Raw genomic sequence first — 17,949 nt, 5'->3', positions numbered from 1 at the left:
CTTATTATGAAAATTGCTTATTTAGCACCAGAGATACCTGCGTTATCGGCAACTTTTGTTTACAACGAAATTTTGCAGCTGGAAGCTTTAGGTGTGCAAGTGGTTCCATTTTCGGTGCACACTCCAAGTTCAAAGGTTAATGAACCAAGGGTTGAGGCTTTAGCGAAACGTACGTTTTATCTCTATGCGCAGTCTAAACTTAATGTATTAAAAGATAATTTGCTTTGCTTGCTGAAAAGTCCAGTATGTTATTTAAAAACGCTGATGATGGTGGGGCGTGATATGTGGCAAGTTGGGCTGTTTAGTCGTATTGGTTTAGGGTTGGTTTATCGTTTCTTTTTTGCTGCCAGTTTAGCGCGCCAGTTACAAGCGAATGGTTGTGAGCATTTGCATGTTCACTTTGCACATATACCGACTGATATTGGAATGTATGCGTCTTCTTTATCAGCAGTTCCTTTTAGTGTTACGGCACATGCTAACGATATATATGAACGTGGATGGCTACTGAACGAAAAAGTTGAACGTTCGGCTTTTTTTGCCACTATTTCAGAATTTAATAAACATTACCTTGAAGATAAAGGCGTTGATGCGAGCAAAATGTGCATTGTACGCTGTGGTGTAGAGCCTAATCTTTTTTCTAAAAGAACGGCTGTCTTAGAGCATAAGAAAACTAGAATAGGTGCTATTGGCAGACTGGTCGAGAAAAAAGGCTTCGATACTTTAATTAAAGCCGTGGCTATTTTAAAAGCGCAAGGTGAGACAATTGAACTGCAACTTGCGGGTGATGGCCCGTTGTTTCAACAATTGCAGGCTTTGGCGCTAAGCCTTGATTTAAGTCCGCAAGATATAACTTTTATGGGTGCAATTGCCCATGCTGAAGTAGCTTCATTTATTAAATCGTTAGATGCCTTTGTGTTGCCTTGCAAGCAAGATGAACAGGGTGATGTAGATGGGATACCTGTAGTATTAATGGAAGCCATGTTATCGGGGGTGCCGGTTGTTTCTACAAAATTGTCGGGTATTCCAGAGTTGGTTGTGCATAAAGAAACGGGCTTGTTGGTTTCCCCAGATAGTGAGGACCAACTAGCCGAAACAATTTTAATGTTAATAAACTCACCTGTGTTAAAAAATCAGATGATTGAATGTGCTGCCTCTAAAGTAAAACGGGATTTCTCACTTGAACACAATGCAAGTAAGTTGAAGGATATGTTTAATCGCGTTATCAATCATATTGTATAGTTTAAAATAATTGTTTGTGTCTAGGCTATATTAAGGACTGTGTGGTTTTATACGACGAGTGTTATTTAGTAAATAAAGAGCTTTTATGAGAGTGAATAATAAATTAAGCCATCGAGGGGTTAGCGTTTTGTTGGGTATAGAAAGATGATAGATCGTACCTGTTAATGAAAACGTCCAGTTCGACACAATATGAATGGGTGAATTACGCTAAAGGCATCGGAATTATTCTGGTGGTTTACGGGCATGTTGCTAGAGGTGTTTTTAATGCGGGAATAACTGAAGATGAGACGCTTTTTAGGCTTGTTGATGCTGTCATTTATTCATTCCATATGCCTTTGTTTTTTTTTATATCAGGCTTGTTTTTTCTCAATTCGTTAAATAAAAGAGGTGTAAAAGGGTTAGTTAGTAGCAAGTTAGGTACCATCGTATACCCTTATATTCTTTGGTCACTTATTCAAGGTGGGCTTGCATACTCATTACAAAATATCACTAATTATAAGACGACAATTAGTGATGTATTAAGCCTGTTGTGGTTACCCCAGGATCAGTTCTGGTTTCTGTATGCCTTATTTGTTGTTTTTATTTTTTATGCTCTTGCCTATAGTTTGCTTCGAAATGTTATGGCTCTATTTGTTTTGTCTCTTTTGCTTTATATTTTTAAAGCTGACTTGAGTATTGGTTGGTCTGTTGCTAATGCCGCTATAAACTTTGGTATTTATTTTTGTGCGGGTATGTTGTTTTCCCATTTTAAGGCTAATGAGTTTAAGGTGAGTTATGGTTGGCTATTAGCGAGCTTGCTTGTGTTTGTCATATCTCAATTTTGCTTTCATAACCAATTTTACACCGGAGATTTGGCAAAGTTGATGATGGCTTTTGTTGGTGTTGGTATGGTGATACTGCTTTCTAAACTTCTTGATCAGCGTTTTCATTTATTGGGGTTACTAGGACGTTGTTCGCTTGAGATATATTTGGTTCATGTGATTTTTGGGAGTGGCTTTAGAATTTTTATGCAATATTGCTTTAATATTGAAAACAGTGTTTTCCATTTAGTTTTGGGTACCTTGATTGGGGTTTTTATCTCGTTTTTGTTTGCTGAAGCGGTTAAGAGAATGCGGTTCAACTTTTTATTTTCTATGCCTAAACATAGTGTTCACCAAAATAAGACTTGAATGGGCCTAATATAAACATGTTAAAAAGTAGAGATACATGGGCAGTTCTAGGCTTACCATTTGATGTTGTTGATTTAAATCGTTCAGTTACCTTAATTGAAGAGGCAATAGAGCAAAACACCCACTGTTTTCTTTCTACACCAAACCTTAATTTTGCTACAGCAGCTCAATCAGATAAAGCGTTTTTTAATTCAGTTGTTGATAGTGACTTAAGTGTGGTCGATGGGATGCCTTTAGTTTGGGTGGCAAGGTTACTGGGCGTACCTATTAAGGAACGTGTGGCGGGCTCTACGCTGTTTGATGAGTTATCTTCTCGCCCACGAGAAAAGAAAATACGGATTTATTTTTTTGGTGGACAGCAAGGCGTAGCCGAGCGAGCGCATACGCAATTAAATGAAACCAGTGTGGGTATGCTGAGCTGCGGTTTTTATGACCCTGGGTTTGTGTCTATTGAGCAAATGAGTGGTAGGGATATTTTGCATGCGATAAACACAGCAAAACCAGATTTTATTGTGGTGGCTTTAGGCGCTAAGAAAGGGCAAGCTTGGATTCAAAAAAACCGAGAGTATTTGAAGGCGCCGGTTATTAGTCATTTAGGCGCCGTTATTAATTTTGTAGCAGGAAATATTCAGCGCGCCCCTAAGCGTTGGCAAAAGTTTGGTTTAGAGTGGGTATGGAGAATTAAGCAAGAAAAAAGCTTGTGGAAACGGTATTTTTACGACGGTTTAATGTTTATTAAAATGTTGTTAATTTATATTTTTCCTTTGGCAATTTATGATCGTTTACTTAAACGGTCAGTATGTTACAAGCAACCATGCGTAATAAGTCCGTCACAAAAAGCTGACGGAGTGGTCTTTTTAAACGGGAGTTTTAAAGCTTCAACCTTGGAGTCGGTAAAACAAGTTTTTTCATCTATACTTAGTGAAGAAAAAGAACACGTGATAATAGATTGCTTTAAGTTAAGTTATATTGATGCAGCATTTATTGCCACTTTAATGCTGTTTCAGGCACGTTTGGCAAAACAAGGTAGGGAACTAATACTCACTAAAGTGCCAAAGCGAATCAGTACCTTGCTCGTACTTAATAATGTAGGGCAGCGCTTTAAGGTTAAGCGTTAATTTAGGATTATAATAAATAATGGAGAGGTCGATTGGTAACTAGAAAACATACGGGTTTGTTCTTGCTGGCATTGTGCGCGGCTATATGGGCTTATTGGAACGGTTTGTCAGAGGCCTTTTTTCGTTGGGAGAGTCAAGAAGAGTATAGTCATGGCTTTTTAATTCCATTAGTCACCTTATATATTCTTTGGGAGAAGAAAGGGCTTATTTTATCGTCCGTAGCTGCTCCACAATGGTCAGGTGTATGGTTAATTGTTATTGCCTCTATTGTATTTTTAATTGGCGAAGTTAGCGCTTTATATTTATTAATCCAATACGCTTTTGTATTGGCTTTAATTGGTATCTCACTAGTGACTATTGGTAAAGGTACGCGGTATACGGTCACACCGATTCTTCTCTTGTTGTTTGCTATTCCTTTGCCTTATGTCATTGAGGTGTTGTTAACGGCTAAGTTGCAGTTAATTTCTTCTTCGCTAGGGGTTAGTTTTATTCGCCTATGCCAAATCCCTGTGTTTCTAGAAGGTAATGTTATCGACTTAGGTGTGTATCAGCTACAGGTGGTTGAAGCATGTAGTGGTTTAAGGTATTTGTTCCCCTTAATGAGCTTGGGCTTTATTGCAGCCTATTTTTATCAAGCATCATTTTGGAAACGAGCCTTAGTTTTCTTAGCAACGATTCCTATAACCATATTAATGAACAGCTTCCGTATAGGGGCTATTGGTGTACTGGTGGATAACTGGGGCATTTCTATGGCGGAGGGCTTTTTACACGACTTTGAAGGCTGGATTATTTTTATGGCCTGTGCAGTGTTGTTATTTATTTTAATTTGGGTGTTAGAAAAGTTAACGAATAAAGGTGGGAGCGTAGCTGCTGTGTTTGCTGTGGTTGATACTCCTTTACCAACTGCCGAACAAAATAAGTCAGTTCAACAACTTAGTTCAAAACCACTGATTGTGGCTATTTTATTCTTAATAGGGTCAGGTGTTGTGGCTCAGTTCTTGGATCAACGTACTGAAAAATTTCCTGAACATCGATCATTTGTGAATTACCCTCTACAACTGGGTGACTGGAAGGGTAAACATGAGAAGCTTGATGCCCCGGTTATTGAAAAGCTTGGAATGACTGACTATTTGCTTGCTAATTACCATAATGATGAAGGAACATTCGTTAATTTTTATGTAGCTTATTATCAATCTCAACGGAAAGGTGTTTCACCACATTCACCAAGAGTTTGTATTCCTGGCGGGGGCTGGGAAATTGCAGAGTTTGAACGTACTGAAGCAAATAATCATCCGGTTAATCGTGTATTGATTAAAAAAGGTAATCAGCGACAATTGGTTTATTACTGGTTTCAAGGCCATGGGCGGATAATCGCAAATGAATATATTAATAAATGGTATTTATTTGTTGATTCGGTATTTAAAAACCGTACCGATGGTGCTTTGGTCCGTTACACCATTGCAGTTGGGCAGCATGAAGATATCAAGGTGGCTGAAGCAAAAATTCTATCTTTTATGGCTGAATCAGAATCTCAGCTTAATAACTATATAGTGGACTAGGAATAATAATGAAAATTTTAAAATATGTGTTGGTTTTACTGGTTAGCTTTTGCGGTTTAACGGCGTGTGGTTCACCTGCCGATAGTGCGGCGAGGTTTATTGAAAGCGGCAAAGAACTATTAGCTGAGAATAAGCCGGAAAAAGCTAGAATTGAATTTAAGAATGCTATTCAGGTAGACCCAAAGGTAGCAGAGCCGTATTACCAACTTGCTTTGCTTGATGAAAAAGCTAAGAGTTGGAAATCGATGTATACAAATTTGTTAAGAGTTGAACAACTAAACCCAATGTATCACGAGGCAACTATTAAGTTAGGGCAATTGTATCTATTGTCAGGCAATAATGAGTTTGCCATGGAGCGTGCTGATAAAGTGTTGAGTATTGAGCCTGAAAATATCCTAGCGTGGATTTTAAAATCTAGTGTCGAACTAAAAAAAGAAAATTATGGCTTAGCAATGGAGCATGTAGAGCATGCTTTGAAAATTGAACCTTTAAATATAGAAGCTATTTCTTTAAAAGCTATCTTGTTAAATAAAGAGGCCAAAGTTCAACAAGCCATTGCTTTATTAACCGATACAATCAATAAAGAGCCGGATCAGTTAGCCTTGAAAATGATTAAGCTCTCTATCTTAGAAGAGCAAAAAGATTACTCTGCGATGGAGTCAATGTATCAAGAGTTGATGGGCCAACCTGACACAGAGACATGGGTGTTTGTATCATTGGCTAAATTATATAATATGCAAGGTAAGTATCTTGAGGCAAAAGAGGTGTTAGAAAAATTTGTAAAAGCTCAACCTGCTAATGTAGAAGCTAAACAGCTGCTTGTTTCCTTGGTCGAAAGAAATGATCCAGAGCAGGCATTAAGTATATTGAAGGGCTATATAGAAGAAGACCCAACAGCATTTGATCTTCGTTTTAAAATGGTAGGGCTGCTAATTTCTCAAGGGAAAATAGATGCTGCAAAAACTGACCTAGAAGCGATTAGTCAACAAGCTGATGACATTGAGAGTGCGAATAAAGCAAGTGTGATGTTAGCTAACTTTGATATGCAGCAAGATGATAGGGAAGCTGCTAATAAAAAATTAGATGAGGTTTTTCTTAAAAACCCTGAGCATGAAGCTGCCTTATTATTAAAGGCACGAATTGAAGTAATAAATGGTGATATTGATTCAGCAGTTACGCGATTAAGGATCGTATTGCGGAATAACCCTGAGTCGGAACAAGCGTTGGTATTATTAGCACAGGCTTATATGAATAGTGGTTCTGTTGAGTTGGCAGAAGATAGTTTCCGTCAGGCGTTGGCCGTTAACCCAGGCAATACAGTGGCTGCTTTATCAGTAGCAAAAGGTTTGATGGAATCAAATGATTTAAATAGAACTGAATCGGTATTGATGGAGGCCTTATCTAAAACACCGAATAATGATCCAATTCTACAAACACTTGCTCAGGTTAGGCTACTTAAAAAAGATTGGCAGGGTACGCAAAGCATTGTTGATACACTAGAAAAATCTCAGAAAAACTCTGTTGTGGCTTCATTTTTATCGGCACGGATATCGCAAGGGCAAGAGCGTTATAGTGATGCGATTGAGGAGTACAAAGCAGTACTACAAGAACGTCCAGATATGGGCCGGGCAATTCAAGGTTTAGCCTATTGTTCTGTTCAATTAGGTCAAGAGGAAGAACTGTTAAGCTATTTGGGTGAGTTTACGGCGAATAACCCACGTCAGTTTACGGCGTATTTAGTGCAATCAAATATTTATGCCAAAGATAAAGCATGGGAGCAAGCAGTTGCTGTACTAGATAAGGGGCTAGCGGTTGAGGAAAAATGGATAGGTGGATATAGCGCACAGGCCACACTCTATTTACAGCAGAAACAGTTTAATAAAGCCATTAATACATACATGGAAGGTTTAAAAGTAGCCCCAGAAAATAATGCTTTAGCTATGCAGCTCGCCTCTTTATATGAGCAGCAAAAAGAGTTTAATAAGGCAAAAGAATTGTATGAGCAAGTAGTGGAACGTGATGCAACAATAGAACCTGCTATCAATAACTTGGCGAGTTTATTAACGGATCAGTTTCGTTCAGAGGAAAATCTTAAAAAAGCAGAAGATATTTCAGCTCGTTTTGAAAATGCAACAGAGCCTTATTACCTTGATACTTATGGCTGGGTAAAAGTGCAATTGGGCTTGCTAGATGAAGCCCAACATGCACTTGAAGTGGCGACGCTGAGCGCACCAAATGTTGCTGTGTTTAATTACCACTTAGGGTACTTATACCAGTTACAGAATAAGCCACTAAAGGCTGCAGAGTACTTGAAAAAAGCTAAAGAACTAGCGGATGAACAAGGGGATGCAAAAATGAGTGAGCAGGTATCAGCTTTGTTGGCAGCGGAGTAATACCTTGAAAAAAGCAGCCTATGTATATTTTATACATAGGCTGCTGCTGACGTAAAAGCCTAACCATTAGCCAGATGTCATTATAATACATGTCCGTGAGGTCAATGTTTTTCAAACGGTATACCTTATGGTTGCCAAAAGCTTGGTTTCTTCTCTTGATATTATTTTCTCTTAGCCTAATATTTTTAACATGTTTTAGGGGCATTGGTTTTTTCTTAGCACAAACGCACCCTATGCACGCTGAATACTTGGTGGTTGAAGGGTGGCAAGCTGAACAAAGTTTGCAACAAGCCTTGTTGAAATTTAATGAGCCGACAAACCAATACAGATACCTAATTACTACGGGTGGGCCGAGTACCCGATGGGGGAAAATGGCGTGGTCAAACTACGCTGATAAGTCGGCTCATTATTTTGTTTCTCATGGGCTTTCGGCTGCAAAGGTTATTTCTATACCCACTCCTGCATCAGCACAAAACCGTACTTATTTAAGTGCAGTAATGGTACGAGATTGGTTTGCCAGAAAAAGTATTAAAGTGAATGCATTGGATGTTTTTAGCCAAGGCGTACATGCAAGACGTACCCGCTTGTTATATGAGCTAGCATTACCCGCTAGCAGTATCGGAGTTTATGCCAGTGAGCCGGAAGGTTACCAATTGTCTCGTTGGTGGAAAACGAGCCAAGGTTCAAAAGCAGTTTTAACAGAATGGATCGCTTTTATTTGGACGATTTGTTTTTTTGAACCGGGTGCTGTTGGCTCGCATGAGGAAAAGTGGGGCAGTATTATTTCTGAATGACATAACGAATTGATTCGTTGATGAAAAAACTCCTGTTCAATATTTTGTTACTAATTTTATGGCTTGATAACGGCTTATAAGTAGTAGGTTAGTACCAATGTACAATATTCAATAAAGTTTACTTTAATTAAAATGTTCATATATCAAAATAATTGAGGTAAATGAGGTTATGGGTTTAAAGTTAAAAAAGGTGGGTGTGTTAGTTGGGGCTGTATTTCTTAGTACAAATGCCTTGTCGGCAACGATTGATGGAGCCATTGTGCAAGGCTCTTCTGAATATCAAGCGAGTACTGATGGCGTAGAAGGGTCTGCTAAGTGGCATTCACAAGGCAATTATTCAGGTGACATAGACCTTGATGATTATCAAAATGGACAAAATCATGAATACGATGATGCAAGTACCGGTGATAAGTGGGACATTAATTACTTGGGTACGAGTGTTGTAGGCTCTAAATTTCAATTTGGTGCCGTTGGTGGAAGTATTTTAAGTGGACGAGAAACGGATGCTAATATTTATTTAGGTGATTTTGCCATTAGTGTTAATGGCTATACTGACCCAACTCTTGATTCAGCTGGTTTTGATTATGCTATTAGAGTGTTAGGTGTAGATGACACAACAGGTATTGCGCAGTTTTCACTATTACAGGGCGGTGTTTGGGAAGAGGCCGATATGTATAGTGGTTTAAGTGGTCACAAGTCTGAAACGTACCGAATGAGTAATTCTAATGGGCGCTTGGAAGAGATTTTAAGTTTTAATGGAAATTGGACCTCTAATGGTGGAGATGACAATGTGCTTGAAGGTGAGTTTGATTTAAGTTATCTCAGTTTATTTGATGCATCAACAGGTGGCACAATTAGCACTTACTTAACCATGGCTTGTGTTAACGATGAGGCAATAGTTGATATGAGCGTACCATCAGCTGTGCCAATTCCAGCGGCTTTATGGTTATTGAGCCCCGCGTTGATTGGCTTGTTGGGTATGAGACGAAAGTATACTTAACGGATAAAAAACCATTCAAACAAGATGTTGAACCGCAGTCGAGAAATTGGCTGCGGTTTTTTTTATGCCCAGCTTTTTATACCCTAGCGTGTTGAGTTTTATAGAACTTAGTTCAAGCAATGCAAGTATATTTTACAGAGCATGTTTGTAATGATGTAAAGTCGCTTGCAGAGGACGCAGTAAGCGGCAATAAAGCATAGGCATGAACGAAGTGTTGTGATTGCTCTATTGTTGAGTGATAGACGCTGCTGCTCAAACGACAGGACTGCTTTTTATCACAGGGTATGTAAGACTAAAATTTACTTTTAGGGTGGGGTTAGATGCTTAAAAATAAAAATATTAGGCATTAAAAAAGGGGCAATATGCCCCTTTTTTTAATAATTAAATTTGCTTATACCTTGTTTTTTCTACGAAAACCCAGAAAGCCTAAAAGTGCAGGGGCAAATAGCCACAGAGCCGCAGGTAGGGGAACTGGGTTTCCGGCCCCATTGCTTGTTGTATAAATAGATATATGAGATAGGCCATGAAATTTTGTTTGACCATTTCCCGTTACGTGGGAAAAAATAAGTGAAAATGTTCCTGTCTTTGCTACCTCAGGGAGGGTAAACAAATAAGAAGCAAAGTCATTAGACGCTTTGATAACAACGACAAAAGGTGCGCTAATGGCATCCGTTATAGCCCAAGTTTTGTTAGCTTCATCAAACATTAGAGTTGATCCAGGGTCGTCTGACTTAACTATGCCATCCCAAATAATGGATGTATCCAAGTTAAAGTCACCATTTATATCTTTAGCATAACCAGTATCATTTTCACCTGGGTGAGTTTTGCACGCAAATGCGTTGATACCTTCCACGGTTACGTCAGTTGTTGCACATGTGGCTGCTTGGGTAACTGGAACTGCGAACGCAAGCATAAGGATAATACTTAAAGGCTGTAATATTTTCATAATTTTAAAATCCATTTGGTACATTCGCGTGAATTCTATCACACTTTTAAAACTACTCTATTGTACTTTGGTACTAGATGTGGATTATTTTGTCAATAATAAGAGGTGGTATTATGGCGCTATAATGTGAAGATTAAGATTAGTAGTGTGTTGGGGCTTACTTGCTGTAATTTAGTTAGCTTAAAATCCTTTCCTGAGTTGAACTCATAAAAGTTGATTCCATGCCATCAAAAAGGTTTTAAAATAAATACATTAGGTTTTATTAGGAGTACATGATGTACAAAATTTCTCACCATGGAGCGGTGACTGGGGTTACTGGCTCTTGCCATCGTTTATCAGTTAATGCAAATGGCGCAGATGATGCTTTTTCTGTGCTAATTGATTGTGGTTTATTTCAAGGCATTGAAGCAGGACAGGATGTGCTGACTAAGAAACAAGTTAACTTTCCTATCGATGATGTTCGAGCAGTGTTACTAACGCACTGTCATATTGATCATGTTGGGCGGCTTCCTTATTTATTAGCAGCAGGGTTTAACGGGCCTATTTATGCAACAAAGGCCACGGCCTTATTGTTACCCTTGGTGATTGAAGATGCCTTGAAAGTTGGTGTAACGCGTAATGCTTCAATAATAAGATCGGTAATGGCGCGCTTAACTAAGCAGTTGAAAGGTATTGATTATGATCATTGGTTTAGCTTAGCAGATAATTTAAAGGCTAAGTTCAAAGTTGCAGGGCATATTATAGGGTCTGCATATATTGAATTTGATGTGTCTCAACAACAAAAGACTGGTAAGAAAGCCTCTAAACGTGTGGTGTTTTCGGGTGATTTAGGGGCGCCGTATTCACCGTTATTAGCAGCGCCTAAGTCTCCTTATCGTTGTGACGAATTGGTGATTGAAAGCACCTATGGTGATCGTTGTCATGAAAGCCGTAAGAAACGTCGAATAATGTTACAGCAAACCATTGAACGGTGTTTGGCAAACGGTGGCACGGTGCTTATTCCAGCGTTTTCTATTGGCCGTACTCAAGAGCTATTGTATGAAATTGAACATATTATTCATACTCAAGGTGGCGATTGGAAAAAGGTGGATGTTATTGTGGATTCACCACTGGCAGCTAGTTTTACCAATCACTACCGGCAGTTAAAGGACTTGTGGGATAAAGAAGCGCAACGAAAATTATCAGCGGGGCGTCACCCCTTATCGTTTGAGCAATTATTAACCGTCAATTCACATGCTGAACATGAAGCCTTACTGGCACGTTTAAAACAAACTGGGCACCCATCAATTGTAATTGCTGCCAGTGGTATGTGCGCCGGTGGGCGAATGCAAAATTATTTACAAGCGTTGTTGGGAGATACACGGACAGATGTCGTGTTTGTTGGTTATCAGGCTGTGGGTACGCCTGGGCGTGATATTCAACAATATGGGCCGGATGGTGGTTATGTTGTTTTTGACGACGGCGTACGTACTGATATTAGGGCGGGGGTGTATACACTAGGTGGGTATAGTGCACATGCAGATCAGAAAGATTTGATTAATTTTGTTAAGCGTATGCGGCATAAGCCACAGATCATCAGGCTTATACATGGCGATGATAGTGCGAAAAAAGCTCTAAAATATAAATTTGAACAGCAATTTGACGCAGAGGTTATTATTGCTAGTTAAGTAGGGTTTGGGTTGTTGGGCTTGAAAAAATCAGCCCAACCTACAAAATTCCCTTAATACTCCCCATAGAGTAGGTTGGCGCTGACGCAGGAATCCCAACGAATAAGGGTTAAATTAACGAATCGACTTAGCTTTTATAACCCTTTGGGTTTAAGCTTTGCCAGTGCCAGCTATCTTTAACCATATCCTCTAATTGCTGTGTTGCTTGCCAATTAAGCTCTTTTTTGGCGCGGCTAACATCAGCGTAGCAGGCGGCTACATCACCGGTGCGACGAGGGACGATTTCATACGGTACGTCTACATGATTAACCTTGCTAAAAGCTTTAACCATATCTAATACGCTAATACCGTTGCCAGTACCAAGGTTATAGGCTTGAACGCCCTTAATGCCTTCACTAGATAATAATTTTTCTACCGCTTTAAGGTGCCCTTTGGCAAGGTCAACCACATGAATGTAGTCTCTTACACCCGTGCCATCATGAGTGTTGTAATCGTTGCCAAAAATGGCGAGCCGCTGCCGCCTGCCAATAGCGGTTTGGGTAATAAAAGGCATGAGATTATTAGGCGTGTCATTCGGGTCCTCGCCGATCATACCCGACGGGTGTGCACCAACAGGGTTGAAATAGCGCAGTAAAGCTATGGACCAGGGGGCTGTTTTATTAATGGCATCAGCAGCGGGCAAATCGCCGAGCATTTGTTCAATAATAAGTTTTGAGCGCCCATAAGGGTTGGTGGCCGATAAGGACATATCTTCAGTCAGCGGCAGCTTGCTTGGGTCGCCATAAACGGTCGCCGATGAACTAAATACCAAATTTTTACACTGCGCCGCTTGCATGGCTTGGGCTAATACTAAGGTGCTATTAAGGTTGTTATCGTAATATTCAAGTGGCATCACACAAGACTCGCCAACGGCTTTAAGGCCCGCAAAATGGATAACAGCGTCAATAGGGTGCTGTTCAAATATGCCCTTCATTAGTGCGGCATCACGGACATCACCTTTAATAAAGCGGAGTGCTTTCCCCGTTATTTGTTGTACGCGGTTTAATGACTCTTCACTGGCATTTGATAAATTATCAATGGCTAGTACCTTGTAGCCAGCTTGTAATAATTCTATGCAGGTATGTGATGCAATATATCCTGCTCCGCCAGTGACTAAAATCATTTATTCATCCTTTAACAAAAGATTTAGTATAACGTGTTCATTGGTTTTAGATAAGACATGGCGTCGTTATAAAAAAATTGAAATTAGGGTGAAAAGTTTCAGTATTAATGGAAGCTAATATAAAATAGCATGAGACATTAATGATAAGGAGTATGTGGTGAAGGGAATTGTATTGGCAGGTGGTAGTGGAACACGGTTATACCCAATTACGCGTGGTGTTTCTAAGCAACTTGTACCACTTTATGATAAACCGATGATTTATTATCCAATATCTGTCTTGATGCTAGCAGGTATTACAGAGATTCTAATTATCACCACACCGGAAGATCAAGCCAGCTTTCAGCGCTTATTAGGTGATGGTGCTGAATTGGGTGTTCGTTTTGATTATGTTGTTCAACCTTCACCCGATGGTTTGGCGCAAGCGTTTATCTTAGGTGAGGACTTTATTGCTGACGATGATGTGTGCTTAGTACTGGGTGATAATATTTATCATGGTCACGATTTAACGCGTATGCTCGCTAACGCCGTTGAAAATGTTAAAGCGCAAAACTGTGCGACGGTGTTTGGTTATCGGGTTGCAGACCCAGAGCGTTATGGGGTGGCAGAATTTGATGCTGAAGGCACTGTGATCAGTTTGGCCGAGAAGCCTGAGCAGCCTAAAAGTAATTATGCGGTGACCGGTTTGTATTTTTACCCAAATGATGTGATTCAAAAAGCCAAATCAGTTGTGCCTTCACATCGCGGTGAATTGGAAATTACATCGGTTAACCAGCTTTATTTGGAAGAAGAACGCCTTAAAGTTGAGTTAATGGGGCGAGGTTACGCTTGGTTAGATACCGGTACTCATGAAAGCTTGCTGGAGGCTGCGCAATTCATTGAGATTATAGAAAAACGTCAAGGCTTGAAGGTGGCGTGTCTTGAGGAAATTGCATTTGAACAAGGCTATATTAACAAAGAGCAGCTGGTGGCTTTGGCCCAGCCATTGGCTAAAAATCAGTACGGTCAGTACTTACTTCGCTGTGCAGAAGAAGCGGAAGACTGATGGAGTTTATTAAACAATTTATCCCCGATGTGATTGTTGTAGAACCACGTTTACATGGAGATGAGCGGGGTTATTTCATGGAAACGTTTCGGCAGGACTTGTTTGAAGAGGCGGTTGGTTACACTGTTAATTTTGTGCAAGATAATGAATCAAAATCTTCAAAAGGGGTATTAAGGGGTTTGCACTTTCAATTAGCACCCCATGCACAAAGTAAATTAGTAAGAGTGATAGACGGTAGCGTGTTGGATGTGGCGGTTGATATTCGCGTGGGCAGCCCTACCTTTGGGCAACATGTTGCCGTTGAGCTGTCTGGGGAAAATAAACGACAAATGTTTGTTCCTAGAGGTTTTGCGCATGGTTTTGTGGTGCTCAGCGATACAGCAACCTTTGCTTATAAAGTTGATAATTACTATTCACCTGATTGTGACCGTGGTTTAGCATTTGATGATCCACAGTTAAACATTGATTGGCGCTTATCTAGCGAGCAGTTGATGCTATCGGATAAAGACACTAAACAACCTTTGTTTACTCAGTTACCTGAGTGTTTTAATTACTCAATAAATTACTATGACTAAAACAATAATAGTGACTGGTGGCAGTGGCCAGCTGGGGCAGTCAATACGTGGTTTAGTTGGAAGTGATTCAGGCTATTTGTATTTATTTCCAAACCGTGAGGAATTAAATCTTAATGACTGCGCGAGTATTGATGCTTTTTTTGCAGGAAAAGAGTTTGACTTAATTATAAATTGTGCGGCGTATACAGCTGTCGACCAAGCGGAGGCAGAACCTGAATTGGCTGATCAAATTAACCACATGGCGGTTAACAAGTTGGCTAAGATGGTAGCAAGTCGGCACGCAAGGCTGATTCATATTTCAACCGATTATGTGTTTGCTGGCGAAAACTTTAAACCTTATATTGAAAGCGATAAGGTGGCTCCTCAAGGAGAGTATGGTTTTAGTAAATTACGCGGTGAGCAGGCGATCGAATCACTGATGCCGAATAATGCGCTTATTATTCGTACCAGTTGGGTGTATTCAGCATTTGGTAATAACTTTGTTAAAACAATGCTCAAGTTGGCATCTCAACGTGATGAATTAAATGTAATTTATGACCAAGTGGGCACGCCAACTTATGCTGCAGATTTAGCGCAAGCTATTATACAAATAACTCAAAGCGATGGCTTTAATAACAATACCTTTAAAACAGAGTTGTATCATTATAGTAACGAAGGGGTTTGTAGTTGGTATGATTTTGCGATAACGATTTTTGAGTTAAGTGGTGTAAGCTGCCGAGTTTTACCGATTGAAACAAAAGACTACCCAACGCCAGCAAAACGCCCCCATTACAGCGTATTAAATAAAGCAAAAATTAAACAAGCATACGGCATTCAAATTCCTTATTGGAAAGAGGCATTACAGCGTTGCTTAAAGGTTTTAGAGGATAACCATTGATGAAAACGATATTAGTAACAGGCGGTGCGGGGTTCATAGGTTCGGCTGTTATTCGACATTTAATTAACGACACCGAGTTTAATGTTATTAATCTCGATAAACTAACCTATGCAGGGAATTTAGAGTCACTTAAATCGGTGAGCGAGAGTGATCGGTACAGCTTTGAGCACGTTGATATTTGTGATGCAGTTGAAATAAAACGTGTATTGAATCAACATCAGCCAGATATTGTGATGCACCTTGCGGCGGAGTCGCATGTTGATCGCTCCATTGATGGGCCCGGTGAGTTTATTCAAACGAATATTGTAGGTACATATAATTTATTAGAACAAGCGAGGCATTACTGGTCGTCATTAGAAGGTGCTAAAAAGGCGGGTTTTCGTTTTCATCATATCTCAACAGATGAAGTATACGGTGACTTAGAAGGGACTGATGACTTGTTCACCGAGCAAACGCCTTATGCCCCTAGTTCGCCTTATTCAGCCAGTAAAGCGAGTTCTGATCATTTAGTGAGAGCATGGCAGCGTACCTTTGATTTTCCAGCGCTGATTACTAATTGCTCAAATAATTACGGCCCTTATCATTTTCCTGAAAAACTGATTCCATTGGTTATATTGAATGCGTTAGCCGGTAAGCCTTTACCCGTGTATGGGGAAGGAAAACAGATTCGAGATTGGTTGTATGTTGAAGATCATGCCCGTGCGTTAGTACTGGTTGCCACCCAAGGCGTATTAAATGAAACATACAATATTGGTGGGCATAATGAGATGCAGAATATAGAAGTGGTGCGATCAATTTGTGTGCTATTGGAAGAGCTAGCACTGAATAAACCGATGGGCGTTGCAAGCTATCAAGACCTTATTACTTTTGTAACTGATCGAGCAGGCCATGACGTTCGATATGCTATTGATGCCAGTAAAATTGAAAGAGAATTAGGTTGGTCCCCTCAAGAAACTTTTCAAAGTGGGCTTCGTAAAACAGTTAAATGGTATCTTGAGAACCAGCTATGGTGCGAGCATGTGCAAGACGGTAGCTATAAGCGGGAACGTTTGGGTATCGTTGGATCATCATGATCTGAATAACTGCTGCTGGACAATGGATGCTACTTTTCTTAAGAGAGAGTGTTTAGCTAGCAGATGGTTTTAATGTTTTTTAGTTGGCGTTTACTAAAGTCACTATCACAGCATTTATTAAATTTTCTTTAGCGGTGAGCTGATTATCGTGCCCAACATTGCGTCTAACGTTTATAGCCAGTCCATTTGAGGTAGGTCTTTTGGTAATTCAAGACAGGGTCAATAGGTAATGTTATCAGCTGCACTTTAAACCTGTAATATAGGGCAGCTTACCGGCTGTAAATAGCCTAGATGCTCTTCTATTTTCAAGACACTGCTATGTCGGCCAGTATCTTGGTTTTATGGGGTACCCTATTAGGAAGTCTAAGGTAGGTGGCTCAAGGCGTGATAAACCTATTTGGAGTAGGTGAAAAAGTTTGCCGGTGGCTTAATATATAAGTACCGATTATTTAATTGACATGAGTTAATTTAAAAGTCGTATTTTGCATTGAATACAAAAAAATCAACATCCTTATTAACGATATTACCAAAACGAGTATAAGCGGCTGCAAATGATAGTTTCTTATTGGGCATCCAGGAAATGAATATATCCCAAAACGCATCCTCTTTCATGTCTAAATCGGCTGTTACGGGTTTGAGTGAATCATTTTGTTGTCGAAATTCAAAACCATATCCGAAAGTCTGCGTTGGAATAATGGCAATGGATACCTCAGCATTAGCTGTGTAGCTTTTAGAGAAACCTAAAAGCCCAAGATAATGTCCTTTAGTGAGGCGAATATTTCCATTAAAGACAACAGGGTAACCTAATAAACTGGTTTTGTGTTGGATACTGAGAAATTGATATCTATGCCAAGGTTATCATCTAAACCAAGTGCGTCTAAAGCATGGCATATGTTTTTATTTTGTTCATCAATTGTTTCGTTATACTTTAGCTCAGCAGTAATAGCAAAGGCGGGTCGTTTAGCTGTTTCATGGGCTAAAACAGTTTTGTAATGTAGGTTGTGCATATAAATGGTGCCGGTTTAACATCCAGCGTGGTCGCGTTTAAAATACTGGATCGAATTCGTCTAAAATCAACCTGTTCTAATGCGTAACCCATTTCATAGCGATCAAGGAATGAGATTGTAATTGCATTGCTATAAAGGTTGTCATTGTTTTCATTGATACCAATAAGATCCCAATTTGAAATAGCCGGTTTACCAAAGGTATCGCCATTTTTTGGAGGGTTAACTCTGTAGGCGCCCGGTACAATACCTCCACCACCAACGCCTTCAAAGTTCATGAAAGGGGGAGCGGCATATAAGTTGTTGCACGATAAAATAACGATAAATAGGG

16 protein-coding genes are annotated in these 17,949 nt (G+C 39.8%); 12 read left to right on the top strand and 4 right to left on the bottom strand.

The genetic code is table 11. The annotated features are described in order from the left end of the window. Positions 1 to 6: 6 nt before the first annotated feature. The 7 genes from KUG63_RS09855 to KUG63_RS09825 all read left to right on the top strand — a co-directional run bounded on the left by KUG63_RS09855 (position 7) and on the right by KUG63_RS09825 (position 9,272). Positions 7 to 1,239 (top strand): glycosyltransferase, encoded by a 1,233-nt coding sequence (locus KUG63_RS09855; protein ID WP_287555082.1) that lies wholly within the window; start codon positions 7 to 9, stop codon positions 1,237 to 1,239. Positions 1,240 to 1,403: 164 nt separating this feature from the next. Continuing rightward, positions 1,404 to 2,408: an acyltransferase gene (locus tag KUG63_RS09850; RefSeq protein WP_287555081.1), complete on the top strand. Its 1,005-nt coding sequence runs from the start codon at positions 1,404 to 1,406 to the stop codon at positions 2,406 to 2,408. Positions 2,409 to 2,425: 17 nt separating this feature from the next. Continuing rightward, complete coding sequence (locus KUG63_RS09845; protein ID WP_287555078.1) at positions 2,426 to 3,526, top strand: WecB/TagA/CpsF family glycosyltransferase; 1,101 nt, start codon at positions 2,426 to 2,428, stop codon at positions 3,524 to 3,526. A 32-nt stretch (positions 3,527 to 3,558) separates the two neighbouring features. Then, the gene (gene xrtD / locus KUG63_RS09840) at positions 3,559 to 5,085 is read left to right on the top strand and encodes a VPLPA-CTERM-specific exosortase XrtD (protein WP_287555075.1); all 1,527 of its coding nucleotides are present in this window, start codon (positions 3,559 to 3,561) and stop codon (positions 5,083 to 5,085) included. 8 nt (positions 5,086 to 5,093) lie between these two features. Continuing rightward, positions 5,094 to 7,478, top strand: coding sequence for a tetratricopeptide repeat protein (locus KUG63_RS09835; protein WP_287555073.1), 2,385 nt, complete (start codon positions 5,094 to 5,096; stop codon positions 7,476 to 7,478). 233 nt (positions 7,479 to 7,711) lie between these two features. After that, entirely contained in the window at positions 7,712 to 8,272 is a 561-nt protein-coding gene (locus KUG63_RS09830; protein WP_287555071.1) for a hypothetical protein, read from the top strand. A gap of 169 nt (positions 8,273 to 8,441) precedes the next feature. Continuing rightward, the gene (locus tag KUG63_RS09825) at positions 8,442 to 9,272 is read left to right on the top strand and encodes a VPLPA-CTERM sorting domain-containing protein (RefSeq protein ID WP_287555069.1); all 831 of its coding nucleotides are present in this window, start codon (positions 8,442 to 8,444) and stop codon (positions 9,270 to 9,272) included. A gap of 391 nt (positions 9,273 to 9,663) precedes the next feature. Here the strand turns inward: KUG63_RS09825 and KUG63_RS09820 are convergent, their stop codons facing one another. Then, entirely contained in the window at positions 9,664 to 10,233 is a 570-nt protein-coding gene (locus tag KUG63_RS09820) for a VPLPA-CTERM sorting domain-containing protein (protein ID WP_287555066.1), read from the bottom strand. A 257-nt stretch (positions 10,234 to 10,490) separates the two neighbouring features. On the opposite strand from KUG63_RS09820, the gene KUG63_RS09815 reads away from it, so the two are divergent. Then, positions 10,491 to 11,885, top strand: coding sequence for an MBL fold metallo-hydrolase (locus tag KUG63_RS09815; protein ID WP_287555063.1), 1,395 nt, complete (start codon positions 10,491 to 10,493; stop codon positions 11,883 to 11,885). 127 nt (positions 11,886 to 12,012) lie between these two features. Here the strand turns inward: KUG63_RS09815 and galE are convergent, their stop codons facing one another. Continuing rightward, complete coding sequence (gene galE / locus KUG63_RS09810; RefSeq protein WP_287555060.1) at positions 12,013 to 13,047, bottom strand: UDP-glucose 4-epimerase GalE; 1,035 nt, start codon at positions 13,045 to 13,047, stop codon at positions 12,013 to 12,015. A gap of 157 nt (positions 13,048 to 13,204) precedes the next feature. On the opposite strand from galE, the gene rfbA reads away from it, so the two are divergent. Genes rfbA through rfbB form a run of 4 tightly spaced genes read left to right on the top strand, consistent with a single transcriptional unit; the run spans position 13,205 to position 16,614 of the window. Then, the gene (gene rfbA / locus KUG63_RS09805; protein WP_287555058.1) at positions 13,205 to 14,089 is read left to right on the top strand and encodes a glucose-1-phosphate thymidylyltransferase RfbA; all 885 of its coding nucleotides are present in this window, start codon (positions 13,205 to 13,207) and stop codon (positions 14,087 to 14,089) included. Continuing rightward, positions 14,089 to 14,664, top strand: coding sequence for a dTDP-4-dehydrorhamnose 3,5-epimerase (rfbC, locus tag KUG63_RS09800; protein WP_287555055.1), 576 nt, complete (start codon positions 14,089 to 14,091; stop codon positions 14,662 to 14,664). The genes rfbA and rfbC overlap by 1 nt, the downstream gene beginning before the upstream one ends. Beyond that, on the top strand, positions 14,657 to 15,541 hold the full coding sequence (gene rfbD / locus KUG63_RS09795) for a dTDP-4-dehydrorhamnose reductase (protein WP_287555054.1): 885 nt from the start codon (positions 14,657 to 14,659) through the stop codon (positions 15,539 to 15,541). Before rfbC ends, rfbD begins: the two co-directional genes overlap by 8 nt. Next, entirely contained in the window at positions 15,541 to 16,614 is a 1,074-nt protein-coding gene (rfbB, locus tag KUG63_RS09790; protein ID WP_287555052.1) for a dTDP-glucose 4,6-dehydratase, read from the top strand. Before rfbD ends, rfbB begins: the two co-directional genes overlap by 1 nt. Before the next feature lie 468 nt (positions 16,615 to 17,082). Here the strand turns inward: rfbB and KUG63_RS11890 are convergent, their stop codons facing one another. Continuing rightward, on the bottom strand, positions 17,083 to 17,442 hold the full coding sequence (locus KUG63_RS11890; protein WP_413464122.1) for a DUF3034 family protein: 360 nt from the start codon (positions 17,440 to 17,442) through the stop codon (positions 17,083 to 17,085). A 148-nt stretch (positions 17,443 to 17,590) separates the two neighbouring features. Then, a complete protein-coding gene (locus KUG63_RS09785) occupies positions 17,591 to 17,896 on the bottom strand; it encodes a hypothetical protein (RefSeq protein WP_287555051.1) in 306 nt (101 codons plus the stop codon). Positions 17,897 to 17,949 lie beyond the last annotated feature (53 nt).

This window comes from Cycloclasticus sp. (assembly GCF_019090545.1).
In the GTDB taxonomy this organism is placed as follows: domain Bacteria; phylum Pseudomonadota; class Gammaproteobacteria; order Methylococcales; family Cycloclasticaceae; genus Cycloclasticus; species Cycloclasticus pugetii.
This window is presented reverse-complemented; position numbering and strand designations above follow the sequence as displayed.

Bases quoted from the DNA above. Each gene is read 5' to 3' on its own strand.
- KUG63_RS09855 (WP_287555082.1), top strand. From the start codon at position 7: ATGAAAATTGCTTATTTAGCACCAGAGATACCTGCGTTATCGGCAACT.
- KUG63_RS09850 (WP_287555081.1), top strand. From the start codon at position 1,404: ATGAAAACGTCCAGTTCGACACAATATGAATGGGTGAATTACGCTAAA.
- KUG63_RS09845 (WP_287555078.1), top strand. From the start codon at position 2,426: ATGTTAAAAAGTAGAGATACATGGGCAGTTCTAGGCTTACCATTTGAT.
- KUG63_RS09835 (WP_287555073.1), top strand. From the start codon at position 5,094: ATGAAAATTTTAAAATATGTGTTGGTTTTACTGGTTAGCTTTTGCGGT.
- KUG63_RS09830 (WP_287555071.1), top strand. From the start codon at position 7,712: ATGCACGCTGAATACTTGGTGGTTGAAGGGTGGCAAGCTGAACAAAGT.
- KUG63_RS09825 (WP_287555069.1), top strand. From the start codon at position 8,442: ATGGGTTTAAAGTTAAAAAAGGTGGGTGTGTTAGTTGGGGCTGTATTT.
- KUG63_RS09820 (WP_287555066.1), bottom strand. From the start codon at position 10,233: ATGGATTTTAAAATTATGAAAATATTACAGCCTTTAAGTATTATCCTT.
- KUG63_RS09815 (WP_287555063.1), top strand. From the start codon at position 10,491: ATGATGTACAAAATTTCTCACCATGGAGCGGTGACTGGGGTTACTGGC.
- galE (WP_287555060.1), bottom strand. From the start codon at position 13,047: ATGATTTTAGTCACTGGCGGAGCAGGATATATTGCATCACATACCTGC.
- rfbC (WP_287555055.1), top strand. From the start codon at position 14,089: ATGGAGTTTATTAAACAATTTATCCCCGATGTGATTGTTGTAGAACCA.
- rfbD (WP_287555054.1), top strand. From the start codon at position 14,657: ATGACTAAAACAATAATAGTGACTGGTGGCAGTGGCCAGCTGGGGCAG.
- rfbB (WP_287555052.1), top strand. From the start codon at position 15,541: ATGAAAACGATATTAGTAACAGGCGGTGCGGGGTTCATAGGTTCGGCT.
- KUG63_RS09785 (WP_287555051.1), bottom strand. From the start codon at position 17,896: ATGAACTTTGAAGGCGTTGGTGGTGGAGGTATTGTACCGGGCGCCTAC.